The organism is Olivibacter jilunii, assembly GCF_900607235.1.
GTDB lineage: Bacteria > Bacteroidota > Bacteroidia > Sphingobacteriales > Sphingobacteriaceae > Olivibacter > Olivibacter oleidegradans.
The window spans coordinates 16238-33981 of record NZ_LR027851.1; the positions used below are offsets into that span (position 1 = coordinate 16238).

Here is a 17744-nt window from a genome sequence, read left to right on the forward strand (position 1 = left end):
TATCAAAAGCTAACGTTCAAAATTTGAAAAAAAATAGTTTAACAAAAATTAACAACTGTTTATTTTACTTTAGCGGCGATAAATAAATTCAATGAAGCGACTTTTTCTTTTAATAGGTTTTTGTTTGATAGGAGCGCAAATTGCTTCAGCACAACTTCGAGTAGGTAATTCGTCTAGGCAAACGGGTGGGTCTGGCTACCTGAATCCAAAGGATTATATTATTGGAGGTGTTACAATAAGTGGTACTAAGTTTTTAGATAACGATGTATTATTGACGATTTCGAAACTTTCTGTCGGTGATCGTATTGAAGTACCCGGAGAAGCAACTTCCAACGCAATCAAGAACCTATGGTCGCAAGGGCTTTTTGATAATATTGAACTTACCATAGACCAGGTTCGGGGTGATACAGTATTTTTTAATATTGACGTGGTAGAACGACCGCGTTTAACGCGTATCGACCTGGATGGTTTGAGTAAAAGTCAAACAGAGGAGGTTAGAAAGCGACTAAACGAAAATACGGGGAAAATCATTAACGAAAACTTACTGAATACCACCCGAAATACGATTAAACGTTACCTTAGGGAAAAGGGCTATTTATATCCTGATATTAACATTTCGCAAGTAAAAGATACAACAGAAGCAAATAACCAAATTCTAAAAGTCGCAGTTAAGAAAAATAAAAAAGTAAAAGCGAAAGAAATTAACTTCACCGGTAATAAAGAATTTTCCGATGCGAAAATGCATAAATACCTGAAAAAAGTGAAGCAAAAGAGGTGGTGGCGGTTTTGGGGCCCCGGTAAATTTAACTATGAAAAATATGCTGAGGGTAAAGAGGCGCTTATTTCGAAGATGCGCAGTAAAGGTTATCGCGATGCAACCATTGTTCGGGATTCTGTTACCCAGTTGAATCGAAAAAATGTTCGCATTGACATTGATGTGTATGAAGGGCCAAAGTATTACTTTGGTGACATAACCTGGTCGGGTAACGCAAAATATACCGACGAAACACTTAGCAAGATCTTGGGGATAGAAAAGGGAGAGGTATTCAGTGAAGAGAAATTGAATACCAAATTGTTAGGCCCATCCAAAACAGGAGCCGATGTTTCTGCCTATTATATGGATGATGGTTATTTGACCTTCCAGGTAGATCCTGTGCAGACAAAAATCTATGGGGATACCATTGATTTGGAAATGCGTATGTATGAAGGACCACAGTATGATGTCAATCGGATTGTGCTAAAAGGAAACGACGTGACAAACGATAAAGTGGTTCGGCGTCAATTACAAACGAAACCGGGACAAAAATTCTCCAAGACGAATATCATGCGGGATATCCGTGAAATTGCCACCTTAGGTAATTTTGACGAATCCAAGACTTCACCGGTGCCGAAGCCAAACCCAGCCGATGGAACGGTCGATATTGAATATACGGTGGCTGAAAAACCTTCCGATCAAGTGGAATTGTCTGGAGGTTTCGGAGCGGGACGTATTATCGGTACCTTAGGTTTAACGTTCAATAACTTCTCTACCAAAAATCTATTTAATAAAAAAGCTTGGAAACCGCTTCCTCGTGGAGACGGGCAAAAGCTAAGCTTGAGAGGCCAAACGAGTGGTAAATCGTATCAATCCTATAGTTTCTCTTTTTCTGAACCTTGGCTAGGGGGGAAGAAACCGATTTATTTTGGTATAAGTGCCTTTACTTCTATGTCGGCCTATGGCGGTTACGATTATTATACCGGCCGCGAGAACGTTACGGAGAGTACCCCCAAAATCCGGATGAACGGTGTAACGGTTAGCTTAGGTAAGCGTTTAAAATGGCCCGACTATTATTTTCAGGTAAACTATTCGTTAAACTTACAACAATATAAGTTGCGTAATTACGATGCTTACTTCCTGTTTAGAAATGGTACATCTTATAATATTAACTTAACGCAAGAGATAAGCCGGAACTCGCTGAGCGATCCGATTTTCCCTACCTCCGGATCGAATTTGCGCTTCACGGTACAAGCAACGCCTCCTTATTCTTTGTTTAATAACATCAATTACCCTACGGCACCGGATCATATCCGTTATCGTTGGGTAGAATATCACAAATGGAAATTTGATTCGCAGTGGTTTCAAACGGTTGTGGGTAAACTGGTATTTAAAGCTCAAGCTCAATTTGGATTTATTGGCTCTTATAGTAAAGTTACCGGTACCTCGGCCTTTGAGCGCTTTAAGTTAGGGGGAGATGGTATGATGGGCTTCGACTTTCTACAAGGTTCTGAAGTAGTTGCCATGCGCGGTTATGCCAATGGTTACGTGATACCGGAAACGAAAACAAACAGCCAGGATATTCAAATTGCAAGAAACTCCGGTAGCCCGATTTATACACGTTATCAGATGGAGTTGCGTTACCCTGTCATGATGAATGAGCAGGCGAAGGTCTTCTTGCTTGGATTCGCTGACGCGGGTAATACCTGGGATGCCTTTAAAGATTTCAATCCGTTTAAGGTGCGTCGTTCGGTGGGTATAGGGGCGCGCATTTTCCTTCCAATATTTGGTTTATTAGGAATTGATTATGGACATGCCTTCGATCCTATACCGGGGGTTGATAGAAGCCAATGGCGCCAACCATTCACGTTCAGCATTATGCAACAGATGGGAGGGTTTAATTAATAATAGATATAAGACATAAGTGTCTGGACATAAGATAATAATATAGGGTAGCAGAAAAATAACCTGATGTTAGTTCTGATACCTGATGCTTTAGTCTTGATACTGATATCTTGATGCCAAAAGAATTGCTAAAAAATGTTAAATTTTATATCTAAAATATAGGAATGGTATTATATTTGGCATTCATTAAGAAAAGATGAGGTCTTTCATCCCGATTAGTCAGGTTAAACCTTGGCTGAAAAGTCGAGTCTGAAAGAACATAAAGAAATGATCATATGAACACTAAAAAAATATTCTTAACGTTAGCTTTTATATTTATTGCCGGCGCTTCTGCATTCGCTCAACGCTTTGCTTATGTAGATAGTGAATACATATTAAAGCACATTCCGGAATATGTTTCTGCGCAGAAGCAACTGGAAGATATGTCCGAAAAATGGCAAAAGGAAGTGGATGCTCGATACAGCAGCATAGAAAGAATGTATAAGGCTTATCAACAAGATCAGGTGATGTTGAGCGATGAGATGAGAAAGAAAAGAGAGGACGAGATTGTGCAGAAGGAACGTGAGACTAAAGAGTTTCAAAAGAAAATTTTTGGCTTTGAAGGTGATCTGTACAAGGAACGCCTTAAACTAATCAAGCCGATACAAGAGCGTGTTTCCAAAGCCATACAAGCGGTTGCCGAAAGCCAAAATCTAGACGTGGTACTCGATAAAGGAAGTGAAGTGACATTCTTGTACTCTAATCCGAGGTTGGATAAAAGCAATGATGTAATCACTCGCTTGGGTTATAAACCGGAGGCACTTGCAAAATAGAGAATACTTGCTTAAAATTGCACCAATTTTCAAATCCGTAGCTGAGCTTTTGCCTACTACGGATTGTGTTGTGTAAAATGTAATTAACTTAAACAAAAATTATAGACGGCTCTGTTGAGTCAACAAAATTAAAATTGCGAATGAAACATTTATTTAAGTCGGTTTTAGTAGCTGCAGGATTATTTTTAACAGTTGGCGCTGTGAGTGCACAACAAAAAATTGGACACGTGAATTCACAGGAGATTTTGCTTCTAATGCCGGAGTACAAAACAGCCAATCAAACATTGGAAACTTTTGTAGGTACTAAACGTACTGAGATTCAACAAATGGATGCTGAGCGTCAAAAAAAGATCACAGCATTTATGGACAAGCAAAAAACCAGAAGCGAAGCTAATAAAGAAACAGTAGATAAAGAATTGCAAACCTTAAGTACAGAAATCCAGCAGATGGAAGGACGTATGGGAGAGGTGCAGCAGAAGGCAGAACAGGAAGTAGGTGCGAAAAGAGAAGAGGTGTTCCAACCGGTTTTTGAAAAAGCAGAAAAGGCTATTCAAGCGGTGGCAAAGGAAAAAGGTTATGCCTATATTTTAGATATTGCACAACAATCTGTTTTATATTTTGAGGGAGGAGATGATATTAGTGCTGCAGTAAAAACGAAGTTAGGAATCGATCCAAATGCGAAACCGGTAGCACCGGCAGCCACGACGCCTACTACTACCACTCCAGCAACAAAATAAGTGATCTAAAGGTAAGGAAAACCGTTTCTATTTATAGGAACGGTTTTTTTGTTTTATGAGGAGGGTGAGAAGAGAGGAGTAGGGTGTAAGGAGTAGGGTGTAAGGAGTAGGGTATAAGGTATAGGGTATAAGGTGTAAGGTATAGGGTATAAGGTTTAAGGTATAGGGTGTAAGGTTTAAGGTTTAAGGTGTAAGTAGTGAGGTATAAGGTGTGATTAGATGCTGGGCCTCAGAAGCTAAATTCTTGAAATCCCTATTATTTAAAAACATTCTAAATAGCTGTGTTTGACAAAGTTTTGACACTGTAACAAGCGTATAGATGTACTTTTGTCGACAGTATAATATAGAGAGGGTAAAGAGACCTTGGAGCATCTTAAAGTAATAGCATTTACACACAAGCACGTTGACCTAAAAGATTTAGGCAATTTGGTTATTTGTAATGAAGAGCTTGAAAGCCGATTGATTAACGTCAAAAACAATTTTGACATCGAAGAGATTTTTTACGTAGGCACATGCAATCGGGTTGAATTCGTTTTTCATGGAAAACATACCTTAACAAGTGAGTTCGTGAAGAACTTTTTGCGTGGATTGAATTTTTGTGTGCCTGATGAACAATTTGATCAATTTCTTAATCAGGTGACTACTTATGAAGGACTGGATGCTTTACATCATTTATTTAGGATGTCCTGTTCTTTGGAGAGTTTAGTTGTCGGAGAAAAGGAAATATTAGCGCAGGTTCGACGAGCTTATGAAAGATGTCGTAAAGGGGGATTAACGGGTGATTTTATGCGCTTAATGATGAACAGTTTGGTGAAGACGGCTAAGGAGGTTTATACGCATACCATGATCTCCCGTAATCCGGTGTCCGTTGTATCATTAGCCTATCGTAAATTAAGAGATCTCAAGTTCACTGATAATCCCCGTATCTTATTAGTAGGCGCAGGTGAAACCAACCAAAATATCTCAAAATACCTACAAAAACATAAATTTTCAAACTTCGTAGTATTCAACCGTACAATGGATAAAGCGGAACGTTTAGCGAAAGAGTTAAATGGCCGAGCCTTTCCATTAAGCGAGTTAAGGCACTATAAGGAAGGATTTGATATACTGATTACCTGTACAGGTTCTACAGAACCCGTTATTACATCGTCTATTTATGCCAGTTTGCTAAATGGGGAGACATCCAAGAAGATAGTCGTTGATTTGGCAATCCCGAACGATGTTTCGGAGGAGGTACTTGCTGAAAACGCAATACACTACATAGAAGTTAGCGGCTTGCAAGCAATTGCGAATAAGAATCTTCAGGAACGTTATAACGAACTTATCCACGCGGAAAGAATTATTGAAAGCAATGTTGCCGAGTTTTTACCTATTTTAAAACAACGAAAGGTAGAAATAGCCATGCGCCAGGTACCCGAAAGAGTGAAGGAAATAAAATCTTTTGCATTGAATACGGTATTTGCTAACGAGCTTAATTCCTTGGATGCCAGTTCCAGAGAGGTTTTGGAAAAGGTTATTAACTATATGGAGAAAAAATATATCAGCGGTCCGATGGTGCTTGCAAAGGAAATATTAATCGCAAAAAGCAAAGAGGCGGCAGAAAATTAGAGGGTAGGGTTTCTTTCTACACATTGCTTTTAGCTTATCACATTATTTTTTTTATTTTTATAGCAATTAAAGATGGTTATCTAACAATACACCATCTTTTTTGGCATTTAGTGAAGTGTTTTAGTTGAAGCATCGGACTCTAGCTGCGCTGAATGGATTCAATGAATAGATAGCGGACGAATAAAGGGAGTATTCCAAGGGCGGAATAAAAGTTGAGTTGGGTAATGAGGGTTAGAAAATGGATTATTTACAATTGCAACATATATTATAAAGGTGGACAGAACGCTTATTATTGGAACAAGAGGTAGCGATTTGGCTTTGTGGCAAGCTAACCATGTGAAAGATCGTTTAGCTACAATTGGCGTACAAGCAGAGCTTAAAGTTATTAAAACACAGGGAGATAATATACAGCATCTTCGTTTAGATAAATTAGAAGGCAAGGGTTTTTTTACGAAAGAATTGGAAGAAGAACTGCTTGCTGAAAAAATCGACATTGCCGTACATTCGCACAAAGATCTTCCTACTGCAAATCCACCCGGATTAAGAATTGCAGCGGTATCTGAAAGAGAAGATCCTTCAGAATTATTGATTATTCTGAAAGATTGCGTTGATCTTAAGAAAAGATTATCCGTTAAACATAACGCCATTGTTGGCACTTCCTCCAATCGGCGGAAAGCACAGTTGTTGGCTTTCAGACCGGATTTGGAAATCGAAGATTTACGAGGTAATGTAAATACTCGTTTACAAAAGTTGCGTGATGAAAAATATGATGCTATCATGTTGGCAAAAGCGGGTGTTGAACGTTTGAAATTAGATTTAAGCGAGTTTCATGTGGAAATCATACCTCCAACGGAAATTATTCCGGCTCCCGCTCAGGGAGTTTTAGCTATTCAAATTCGTGAATCCGATCATACATTGTATGAAGTTTTGCAAAAACTGCATCAAAAAGATGTGGCTGAAACTATAGGAGTAGAGCGTAAAGTCCTTAACCTTTTTGAAGGAGGATGTCATATGCCATTAGGTTGTTACTGTCGGAAAACTACAACCGGTTATGAAGTTTGGACTGCAAAAGCTAAAGACGGAGAAAGCTTTCCTACACGTTTATATCTTAAAGCGGAAAGTGCTGCTGGCTTGGCAGAAGAGATTGTAGAGAAATTTGATCCGGATAGGAAATTGCCAAGTTCCGTTTTTATCACCCGTGAACTTGCTGACACCTCTTTTCTGAAGCGGTCCTTGGAACAACATCATATAAAAGTTGAAGGGCGATCGCTCATTAAAATTTTTTCCATTATAAATACCTTGGATCCATATATACTCAAATATGTTCGATGGGTATTTTTTAGTAGTAAAAATGGAATCGAAAATTTTTTCAAGCTTAAACCGAGACTTAGTAAACATGTGCAATATGCCGTAGTTGGTCGGGGTTCCGAAGAAGCTTTAAGAAGCCATGGGATTATACCTGCGTTCACTGGAGAAGCCGAGGGGATTGAAATGGAAAAAGTGGGAGATGCCTTCGCCCAAGTAGCAGCAGGTTCTACAGTACTATTTCCTCGCGCAAAAGGCTCGCTGCAAACCATTCAAAGTCGGCTAACTGCCGATACGAAGGTTATTGATTTACCGGTTTATGAAACGCGTATTGATGAACAGGTAGAAGGCTCGGGAGCGGATGTCCTAATCTTTACTAGTCCAACCAATGTTGAAGCCTACTTTAAAGATAACTTGGTAGAGCCGGGGCAGAAAGTGATCAGTATCGGTAACTCTACAGGAAAAAAGCTCGAGGAGATAGGAGTTCAATACACATTGCCTTTCTCACCTGACGAGCTGGGGTTGGCAGAAGCAGTTTTTGCACTGAATTACAGTAAGGGAAAGCCGACGAAAAATGATTCATCAGGAACTGTCACCCCATTGCTATAATATGTTTTGCTACTTCAATCGCACATTTTCATGCTTATCTTTGTAACAAGAAAAATCTCAAAAGCTTCGTGTACGAGCACCTCCCTTTTTCTTTCGAAAATACCTGGTGTTTAGCTTGTAAAGCTACGAGATTTGTCTTGAGAGATTAAGATTAAAAAAAAGAAAATGATTTATCGACAACGTAGATTACGTAAAAATCCAATTGTGAGGGAGATGGTGGCAGAAACTCATCTGTCAAAGGATATGTTTATATATCCTTATTTTATCGTTCCAGGAAATCAAATAAAACATGCCTTGCCCTCCTTACCGGGTATACACCATTTTTCTATTGATAAACTGATAGAGGACGTAGCAATTGGATTGAAACTGGGCGTTAATAAAATCATGCTTTTTGGGGTTGGAGAAGAGAAGAGTGCGGATGCACACACGGCTTATGATCGCCATGGGCTGGTTCCTAAAGCCATCAGAGCACTTCGAGAAGCTTTTGGTGAAGATCTATATATTGTAACGGATGTCTGTGTATGTTCTTACACGACACACGGACACTGTGGGATTTTAGAACATGATTATGTTCAGAATGATGCCACCATCGACGTGTTAACAAAAATGTCACTTGCGCATGCGGAGGCCGGGGCGGATATGTTAGCTCCTTCCGATATGATGGACGGCAGAATTAGTGCAATCAGAAAGGCACTGGATGAAAATAACCAGGTAAACGTAGCGATTATGTCGCATGCAACAAAATTTGCTTCCTCTTATTATGGTCCATTCAGGGAAGCAGCAGATTGTGCTCCAAGCAAAGGAGATCGAAAGGCTTATCAGATGGATTTCAGAAATCCTAATGAGGCATTAAGAGAAGCCTTTTTAGATGAGCAAGAGGGCGCTGATGTGCTAATGATTAAACCGGCTTTAGCTTATCTGGATGTTATTAGTAGGATCAAGGATGAAACCACTTTGCCTTTGGCATGCTATAATGTTTCAGGCGAATTTGCAATGGTTAAAGCAGCTGCGCAAAACGGCTGGATAGACGAGCAAAAAATTGTAATGGAAACCATGTATGCTTTTGCTCGTGCGGGTGCTCGTATAATTACCACTTATCATATTAGAGATATGGTAGAGCAGCAGTGGATTTAATGGAATGTTGAGTAGTTAAATAGGGAAGTAGTTAAGTGGTTAAGAATGATGAATACCCCACTTAACGTTTTAACGACTCTACTACTTAACGTCTAGACAACTCAACTATTTAACGTTTCAACAAATAACGAACATGTTAGATTCCATAAAAAAAATGTTTTCGGGAAATGAGGAAGAGGTACGGGTGGCCGGGTCTAAAGCAGACATATCGCGCGAGAAGTCTGCAATTTTGTTTGAGAAAGCAAAAAAGTACTTTCCAGGTGGCGTAAATTCGCCTGTGCGGGCTTTTAAATCGGTATACGGCACCCCTTTATTCATTGAGAAAGGCAATGGATGTTTTTTGTGGGACGCTGATGGAAATCAGTTTATAGATTTCTGTTGCTCTTGGGGTCCGCTTATTCTTGGCCATAATCATCCCAAAATAAGGGAAGCCGTCATTTCTACACTCCAGCATGGGCTGAGTTTTGGAGCACCAACAGCCTTGGAAAATGAATTAGCAGAGTTAATTCTTAAAAATAATAAATATATCCAAAAGCTACGATTTGTCAGTTCCGGTACAGAGGCTGTTATGTCGGCCATCCGTTTGGCTAGGGGCTATACCAAAAGGGATAAGATCATTAAATTTGAGGGCTGTTACCATGGGCATTCGGATTCTTTATTGGTAAAAGCTGGCTCTGGATTGGTAACTTTTGGTGAGACTTCCTCTTTAGGTGTGCCTAAAGCATTTGCCGATGAAACAGTGGTAATCGGCTTGAACGATAAAGAGGCTTTGGAACGTGCTTTTGCTGAATTTAAAGAAGAAATTGCAGCTGTTATTATTGAGGGAATCCCTGCAAATAACGGCTTATTGATGCAGAATAAAGAATATATCGAATTTCTGCGTAAGATAACAAGCGATCACGGGAGTTTACTTATTTTTGATGAAGTGATTACCGGTTTTCGTCTGGGATTTGAAGGCGCAGCGGCTTATTACGACGTGCATCCGGATATTATAACCTACGGAAAAATAATTGGGGGAGGGATGCCTGTTGGCGCTTATGGATCCTCGGAGGAAATTATGGGCTATATTTCACCGGACGGCGGCGTTTACCAGGCAGGCACCTTATCCGGCAATCCAGTTGCGATGGCTGCGGGGATTGCACAGCTAAGCGAACTGAATAAACCCGGATTTTATAAAGAATTAAATAAGAAGGCAGCTGAATTTTCAGCTTCCATACAACGATATGCAAGCGCAAAAAATTATAAGGTACGTGTGTTTAACGTAGGGTCTATATTTTGGATTGCCTTTACTGATAAAGATAATATCCAGGCCGCATCTGATATTGAAGCAGAAAGCATGGATAAATATAAGGTAATGCATCGGGAATTGCTGAATAGAGGTGTCTACCTCGGACCTTCGGGCTATGAGGTTGGTTTTGTTTCGGCTGCCCATTCGAAAATAGAACTAGAGAAAGCGAAAAGGGCTATATTTGAAAGCTTGGATGTGGTGTTTAAGTAGGTGTTAGGACTTAGGTATTAGCTTTTAGCTTATAAGCTTGAATTAGCTAACAACTAACAACTAACAACTAACAACTAATTAGGTATGCGAAAGCCATTGTTTTTATTTTATTTTCTTGTCTTCTATGCAATAGCGCAGATTGTATGGTGGGGAATGCTTTTAATGGAACTGGAGCCATTACGAAAAGGCATGGTGATAGGTGAGGGGTTTATTTTTATGACCATCTTTTTGGTGGGTGCTATTAAGCTGAAAAGAGCTTTCGTACACGAGCATAAAACACATAAACAACAACATAACTTTCTTCTTTCCGTTACACACGAGCTAAAGTCGCCCTTAGCTTCAATTAAATTGTATATACAAACCATATTAAAACGTGATCTGAATAAAGAGCAACGGGATCAATTCCTATCAAATTCTCTAAAAGATATTGAGCGTCTAGACGATTTAGTGGAAAATGTGCTGCTAGCAACTAAACTGGAAAGTGTAGGCAAAAGTATTCCAAAAGAGGAATTTGATTTTTCTGAGCTGACCGGACGAATAGCTGATCGATTGCAGGTACATTCCTGCACCTCCCAGATTATTAAAACGGATATTCAGCCAAACATTTTTTTTGTCGGTGATAAGCTGGCTATCACTTCAGTTGTCACCAATTTAATTGAGAATGCTATCAAATATTCGCCACCGTGTGCACATGTTAATGTGCGACTGTATAAACAAGATGGGCAGATACGGTTCTCAGTGGCTGATTTAGGAATAGGCATTAATGATGAGGAAAAAAAACGTATTTTTAATAAATTTTATCGTGTAGGGAGTGAAGATACCCGTAAAACTAAAGGTACGGGATTAGGGTTATACATTGTAAAATCAGTATTAGATAAACACAACGCCCAAATTAAAGTATTAAATAACACTCCTACAGGGAGCATTTTTGATGTAACATTTAATTGATTATGCAAGCAAAACAACGCATACTTCTCGTAGAAGATGAAGAGCACTTGCTCGAAGCCATCAAGTTGAATCTTGAATTGGAAGGATATAAAGTAACTACTGCTACAGATGGAAAAAAGGCACTTAAAAAGTTCAAGGAAGAACGATTTAATTTGATCATCCTTGATGTCATGATACCGGAAATTGATGGATTCCAAGTTGCTGAGACTATTCGACTGGAAAATACAGAAGTGCCCATTATGTTCCTCACGGCCAAGAATACAAGCGAAGATCGTATTACCGGTTTAAAAAAAGGTGCTGATGATTATCTAGTTAAACCTTTTAACCTGGAAGAACTTATCCTTCGAGTGGGCAATTTAGTGAGAAGAGGCATGAAAGGTGACGACCTGAAAGAGTTAAATTCTTATCAAATCGGCGACAAAACGATTTATTTCAACTCGTTCGAGTTACACCACGCCGACGGAACGATTACCGCTTTAACAAAAAAAGAAACGATGCTCCTTAAGTTATTAATCGAGCGAAGAAATGAAGCCGTGTCCCGCGAGCAGATTTTAGAAACCGTTTGGAATTACGATGTGTATCCTTCAACACGCACTATCGATAACTTTATTTTGACCTTCCGTAAGTATTTTGAGCCAGATCAGAAAAACCCGATCTATTTCCACTCGATCAGAGGTGTTGGTTATAAGTTTACCGATAACAAGACACATTAGCCTATGATGACTTCAAAAGCTCGACTAGGTGTTATCGTGCTTGCTTTATTGCTATTAGCCTATACGGTGTATGCAAAGACATACCAATTGACAGCCTTAATGGTTTGTTTGATCGGCTATACGATATGGAGTTACTATAGAGAAGGTACTGTACTCTTGGCTTCTGAGGCTTTTAAGAAGAAACAATATGATTTAGCGCGTAACCTTTTGGCCGATATCAAGAATCCTGATCATCTGCGGAAGAGGAGACGAAATTACTATGAATTTATCAGCGGTAGCTTGGATCTGCAATTACTTAATTATGATAGCGCGGAAAGACATTTCCAAATTGCCAGTAGATTGCCTTTTCGACGGAAAAGTGATAAGGCACTGATTTTTGTAAACCTGGCGAATATCAACTTAATGAAGAAAGACTATGATCGGGTGAAGACGTATCTGGAAAAGGTGAAGGAATTGGAAGTGAGTAGTCGAATTGCCCAGATTGTAAATAGAATAGAAAACGAAATACCAAAATAACGTGACCACAGCTATAAAAGATAGTTTATTTATCAGAGCTGCTTTTTCGCAGCCAACAGAACGCCCCCCGGTATGGATGATGCGGCAAGCGGGCAGATTTATGAAAGAATACTGGGATATAAAAAATAAATATTCTTTCTTGGAAATGTGTAAGACGCCTGAAATAGCGGCGGATGTAACCATGCTGCCTGTCGATTTGTTGGGAATTGATGCAGCTATTCTTTTTTCAGATATATTGGTAACGGCGGAAGCGATGGGCGGTGAATTGAGTTTTACGCAGGGAGTGGGGCCTAAATTTGCAAATCCGGTACGAAATGAAAGCGATATCGATGCCTTGCAAACCGACGTCGCGGATAAACTACAATATGTAGCTGATGCTATTCAGGTTATCCAACAACGACTTAATGGAGCAATTCCTTTAATAGGCTTTGCCGGGGCCCCTTTTACGGTTCTAAGTTATTTAATCGAGGGTGGATCATCCAAAGATTTTAAGCTTACTAAGCTTTTTTTGAACAACCAGCCGGAATTAGCCCACAAATTATTAAAGAAGATTGCTGATGTGACGGTTACTTATCTGAACATGCAGATAAAGGCCGGAGTGAATGCGTTGCAGCTATTTGACAGTTGGGCACTTGCATTATCATGGGATGATTATAGCGAATTTTCTCACCAATATAATGCTGGAATTATTGCGCAACTTGATCGAAAAGATATACCGGTTATTTCTTTCTGTAAGGGAAGTTCGGTGTTTGCACCACTTATGGCCGAGGCGAAACCGGATGTGATCTCGGTCGACTGGAACGCAGACTTGAAACAAATAAAAAACAATTTGCCGAAAGGAATAGCCGTACAGGGTAACTTAGATCCCTTTATCTTATATGCTGACAAAGCGGTAATAAAGAAAAAAATTTTACATCTCTTCGAACGTATGCGTGGTGAAGAAGGTTTTATCTTCAATTTAGGACATGGCATCATGCCGGATATTCCTTTTGATAACGTAAAGTATGCAATTGATGTAGTAAAGGAGTTTAGGTATTAAGTTTTTTGTTGTCTGTTGTTGGTTATTTGTTATTCGTCCTAGATTTGATATTCTGGTTTAATCATTATCATAAAAGACATACATTTCTAACAACTAATAACTAACAACTAATAACGGAAAAATGTATTTATACGCAAAGGCTGTACATATTATCTTTGTTGTCTGCTGGATGGCGGGCCTATTTTATATGGTCAGGCTATTTATTTACCATACAGAAGCAAAACAGCAGTCTGAAAATGAGTACCGCATTTTACATAAGCAGTTCGTTTTGATGGAACGCAAGTTGTGGTGGATTATCGCTACTCCATCTATGTATTTAACCATTATTGCTGCAGCGGTGATGATGCACCTGAATCCGGCTTGGTGGTCTCAACCGTGGATGCATGTCAAACTTACTTTTGTTTTAGGATTGATTGTCTATCATTTTATTTGCCAACGAATTATGTTTCAGCTGGCGGGAGAAACGAGCAAGTGGACCTCCATTAAACTTAGATTATGGAATGAATTAGCAACGGTTTTATTATTTGCTATCGTTTTTACGGTGGTGCTAAAAAGCGCTATAAACTGGATATATGGCGTGGTAGGTCTGGTACTATTTGCTGTCATGCTGATGATAGCTGTTAAGATCTACAAGAAGATACGGGAAAAGAGCAATTAGCCTATTGGCTAATTGCTGCTATTTTTCTTTCGAGCATGGCGTACTGGTTACCTAAGTATTTTTCCATATCCATCTGTTTGTATTTTTTGGAATTGTCTAGCATAGCATTCAAGAGGCCCATGCCTAAGCGAATATTACGTTCGTCTATAACATTTGGTTTATCTTTTGCGATTGCTAAATTATAATTGAGCTGCTCTATAATATAGTCGCCATTTCTTTTCATAAGCTCATTTGCTTTATTTTTTTCGTTTACTTCATATAAGGTATCCGATATAAAATAATAGTCAATCGCTTGATTCATACTTAAAACCTGTTTTGGAAGTACCTCTAGACACTTATTGACGACATCTTTGGCTTTTGCTTTTTGATCAACTTCCAGGAGCTCTCGAGATAAAATATTAAAATTGTTCGTGTATTGCGGAACGATGTTCCGGGTAAGGGGATCTAAGTAATTTAACTTATTCACATTCGCCCAGTTATATCGATGCATCAAGTTATGATACATAGCCCACCTATTGGTGTGCTGCGTATCGACCGGAGCCTTGGCAGTTGCTTTGGTGTTGGTTTTAGCTAAGTCTACCGGCATTAATCGGTATAACAGTCCTTCGTTTACGAGGTATTTGTCCAATCCCAGGGTTTCACTTGGTGGAATTTTGACAAAATAAATGGGACGCTTCCACGCATTATTTTTCAAAAGATCCAAAATTGCTAAGTCACCACGGGTGATATAGTTACGATTGAAATCCCATTCCATGCTATCGGTTATGAAGTCTTGCCAAGCTTTTGGTACCACCTTGTTTTTCATTACATCTTCCTTATTTACCATCAGCTTCATCTTCTTGGTAGGTAGAAAATTTTCTCCGGTGCGATCAGATTTGTCGTCGGGATGGTCCGACAACATAATGTCTAATAAATCTTTAATTTCCACCGGCTTGTCAATATGGTAATCCTCGTATACCAGATAGTCCCTTACACCTTTATCTACTTTTGCGGGTTCGATGTCTATAGGCAAGGGCGCTGAATTGTTGATCCTTTTGCGCATCTGCTTTAAATACCAATCAGAATTCAGATAGCCAATATTAACGATCCTGACATCCGGACGAATTCCTTCTACCTCTTGTGCATACCAAATAGGGAAGGTGTCGTTATCACCATAAGTAAATAAAATGGCATTTGGTTCACAAGATGCAAGATAATTGCGCGCATATAGATCTCTAGTTGTATACTTTTCCGATCGATCGTGATCATCCCAGCCCTGGTATAATAATAAAAACGGAACGGCGAGTAGACAGAGGAGCGTTGTTGAGAAAACCAACGATCGTTTCTTAGCTAGACTAGTCAATGCAATAACGCCAAGGCCAATCCAGATAGCGAAAGCGTAGAAAGCCCCTACATAAGCATAATCACGTTCGCGTGGTTGCAGAGGTGTGTCGTTTAAATAAAGAACGATTGCCAATCCAGTGAAAAAGAAAAGAAGCAATACGATACTCATATCTTTTCTATTATGCTGATAGTGCCACCCTAAACCAATTAAGCCCAGTAGTAGTGGAAGAAAATAAAAGTGATTGCGAGACGGATCTTGCTTAACAGATGACGGTAAATCATATTGGCCTCCTAAACGCATATGATCGATCGCTTTAATTCCGCTCAGCCAATTTCCATCCGTAAGATTGCCGAATTGTCCCGATTCGTCGTTTTGCCTTCCAACAAAATTCCACATAAAATAACGCCAGAACATAACGCCTGCTTGATAGCTTGTGAAAAACTGCAAATTGCTCCAAAACGTTGGACGTTCATTTTCTGCTAAACGAAGCCAATGTTTGTAAAAATCGCTATCCTTTTGGCTGTGCACGCGTGGGAATAATGTCGTGCGATCATAGGTATATTCTGATTTATGTCCTACAATGGTGTATTTCTCGGCGTCTTTTCTATAAATCGGTGCTCCGTTTTCTACGGCGATCGGGTTGGAATCAAAATACTGACCTACGATTAATGGGCTGCGAGGGTATTGATCACGCGTTACGTATTCTAGGAAGGAGAAAATGTTGTCGGGATGATTATTATTGAGCGAAGGATTGGCTGTCCCTCTAACAAATACCATAACGAAGGAGCTATATCCAAAGAGCACAAAGCAAAAACAAAGTAGTATCAAATTTAGTTGAGCCTTATTGTATTTAATGGAATAGCGAATGCCAAGAATGATTGCTGTAACCAATAATATAATAAAGGTGAAGATGCCACTTCCGAACCCAAGTCCTAAGGTGTTGACGAAGAAAACATCAAATTGTGCGACCGCTTTAATTAAATATTGTATGACACCCCATAAAATAGCGCCTAGTAGAAGAAAGCTAATACCGAGCTGTTTAATAATTCCTCTTGTCGTAATTTGCTTTGCGTTCTTGAAGTAAATTACCAGGGTAAGTACGGGAATAGTTAATAAGTTTAGTAAATGTACTCCGATGGATAGCCCAATAATATAGGCGATTAAGACAATCCACTTTGATGACCTTACTTCATGTGCGTGGTTTTCCCACTTCAAAATAAGCCAGAACAAAATCGCCGTGCATAAAGAAGACAAAGCATATACTTCGCTTTCCACCGCCGAAAACCAGAAGCTGTCTGAAAAAGCAAAGGCCAGAGAACCTACTATACCAGCTCCTAAAAGCTTGACTGTGATTAGCAGAGATAGTGAATGGTCTTCAGTAACAAGTATTTTTTTCGCCAATGAGGTAATAGTCCAGAACAAGAACAACACCGTAAGGCCGCTGCAAACAGCAGAACCTGTATTCATCCAGTAAGCCAGTGATGTTTTGTCGCCCAATGCAAGGTTGGAAAAAATATTTTGCAACATTAGGAAGAGGGGTGCTCCAGACTGGTGTACAATCTCCAGTTTATAAGCAGCGGCGATAAATTCGCCACAATCCCAAAAACTAACGGTTGGCTCTTTAGTAAGAAAGTAGATGAAGGTCGCAATAAATGCGCATAGCCAACCAATAAGATCGTTCAACTTTTTGTAGGTCTTCTCCATAATAAGGCGTTTTGTTAGCTAAAATTAACGGAGAAAATGTTAAAAGTGTCGGGCGAAATGTTAAATATATGAATGTATACGTTTTTGTTACGATAACGTCTCTTTGATTCGTTGTGGAAGGCTGTTATAAACGAGTTCGTAACTATGGTCGATGAGTTCTGTAAGCTGCTTAAAGGAGAGCTCCCCGTTTGCTTGTACTGTGTTCCAGTGTTTTTTATTCATATGATAACCGGGAAGAACACTTGAGGGATACTGTTCTCGTAACTCAATAGCTCGTTCGGGATCACATTTTACGTTAAAAGATAATGGTTGTGCATCAAGGCCAGTCAAAAGAAAGACTTTTTCTCCGACTTTAAAAACTAGCGTGTCCGGACCAAAGGGGAATCCTTCCGTCACTCCTCTTTTGCTTAGGCAATATGTCCTTAGTTCTTCGATGTTCATTTTTTTAAGTAAAAATTCAAAATTCAAAATTCAAAATTC

The 17744-nt window shown here is 39.4% G+C and carries 14 protein-coding genes; 12 read left to right on the forward strand and 2 right to left on the reverse strand.

Annotation, left to right across the window (positions count from 1 at the left end; genetic code table 11):
* The first annotated feature begins 91 nt into the window (after positions 1-91).
* From bamA to E0E36_RS13990, 12 genes are all read left to right on the forward strand, one after another.
* Entirely contained in the window at positions 92-2659 is a 2568-nt protein-coding gene (gene bamA, locus E0E36_RS13935; protein WP_130856469.1) for an outer membrane protein assembly factor BamA, read from the forward strand.
* 275 nt (positions 2660-2934) lie between these two features.
* Positions 2935-3471 (forward strand): OmpH/Skp family outer membrane protein, encoded by a 537-nt coding sequence (locus E0E36_RS13940; RefSeq protein WP_013668386.1) that lies wholly within the window; start codon positions 2935-2937, stop codon positions 3469-3471.
* Between the two features lie 140 nt (positions 3472-3611).
* On the forward strand, positions 3612-4208 hold the full coding sequence (locus tag E0E36_RS13945) for an OmpH/Skp family outer membrane protein (protein ID WP_013668385.1): 597 nt from the start codon (positions 3612-3614) through the stop codon (positions 4206-4208).
* A gap of 363 nt (positions 4209-4571) precedes the next feature.
* Positions 4572-5816 (forward strand): glutamyl-tRNA reductase, encoded by a 1245-nt coding sequence (gene hemA / locus E0E36_RS13950; RefSeq protein ID WP_130856470.1) that lies wholly within the window; start codon positions 4572-4574, stop codon positions 5814-5816.
* Positions 5817-6089: 273 nt separating this feature from the next.
* Positions 6090-7730, forward strand: coding sequence for a hydroxymethylbilane synthase (gene hemC, locus E0E36_RS13955; RefSeq protein WP_013668383.1), 1641 nt, complete (start codon positions 6090-6092; stop codon positions 7728-7730).
* Positions 7731-7895: 165 nt separating this feature from the next.
* Positions 7896-8864, forward strand: a complete 969-nt coding sequence (gene hemB, locus E0E36_RS13960) for a porphobilinogen synthase (RefSeq protein ID WP_130856471.1) — start codon at positions 7896-7898, stop codon at positions 8862-8864.
* 133 nt (positions 8865-8997) lie between these two features.
* The gene (gene hemL / locus E0E36_RS13965; protein ID WP_207303763.1) at positions 8998-10362 is read left to right on the forward strand and encodes a glutamate-1-semialdehyde 2,1-aminomutase; all 1365 of its coding nucleotides are present in this window, start codon (positions 8998-9000) and stop codon (positions 10360-10362) included.
* Between the two features lie 84 nt (positions 10363-10446).
* Complete coding sequence (locus tag E0E36_RS13970) at positions 10447-11310, forward strand: sensor histidine kinase (protein WP_013668380.1); 864 nt, start codon at positions 10447-10449, stop codon at positions 11308-11310.
* Between the two features lie 2 nt (positions 11311-11312).
* Entirely contained in the window at positions 11313-12023 is a 711-nt protein-coding gene (locus E0E36_RS13975) for a response regulator transcription factor (RefSeq protein WP_013668379.1), read from the forward strand.
* A gap of 3 nt (positions 12024-12026) precedes the next feature.
* The gene (locus E0E36_RS13980) at positions 12027-12539 is read left to right on the forward strand and encodes a tetratricopeptide repeat protein (protein ID WP_013668378.1); all 513 of its coding nucleotides are present in this window, start codon (positions 12027-12029) and stop codon (positions 12537-12539) included.
* Between the two features lie 13 nt (positions 12540-12552).
* Complete coding sequence (gene hemE, locus E0E36_RS13985; protein ID WP_041388786.1) at positions 12553-13578, forward strand: uroporphyrinogen decarboxylase; 1026 nt, start codon at positions 12553-12555, stop codon at positions 13576-13578.
* A gap of 121 nt (positions 13579-13699) precedes the next feature.
* Positions 13700-14236 carry a CopD family protein gene (locus E0E36_RS13990; RefSeq protein ID WP_130856472.1) on the forward strand — a complete coding sequence of 179 codons (537 nt, stop codon included), beginning with the start codon at positions 13700-13702 and terminating at the stop codon, positions 14234-14236.
* A gap of 1 nt (position 14237) precedes the next feature.
* Here E0E36_RS13990 and E0E36_RS13995 read toward each other — a convergent pair whose 3' ends face one another.
* Together E0E36_RS13995 and E0E36_RS14000 are read right to left on the reverse strand one after the other, a co-directional pair.
* Positions 14238-17264, reverse strand: a complete 3027-nt coding sequence (locus E0E36_RS13995) for a protein O-mannosyl-transferase family (RefSeq protein ID WP_130856473.1) — start codon at positions 17262-17264, stop codon at positions 14238-14240.
* Between the two features lie 87 nt (positions 17265-17351).
* On the reverse strand, positions 17352-17705 hold the full coding sequence (locus E0E36_RS14000) for an MmcQ/YjbR family DNA-binding protein (RefSeq protein WP_130856474.1): 354 nt from the start codon (positions 17703-17705) through the stop codon (positions 17352-17354).
* Positions 17706-17744: the final 39 nt, after the last annotated feature.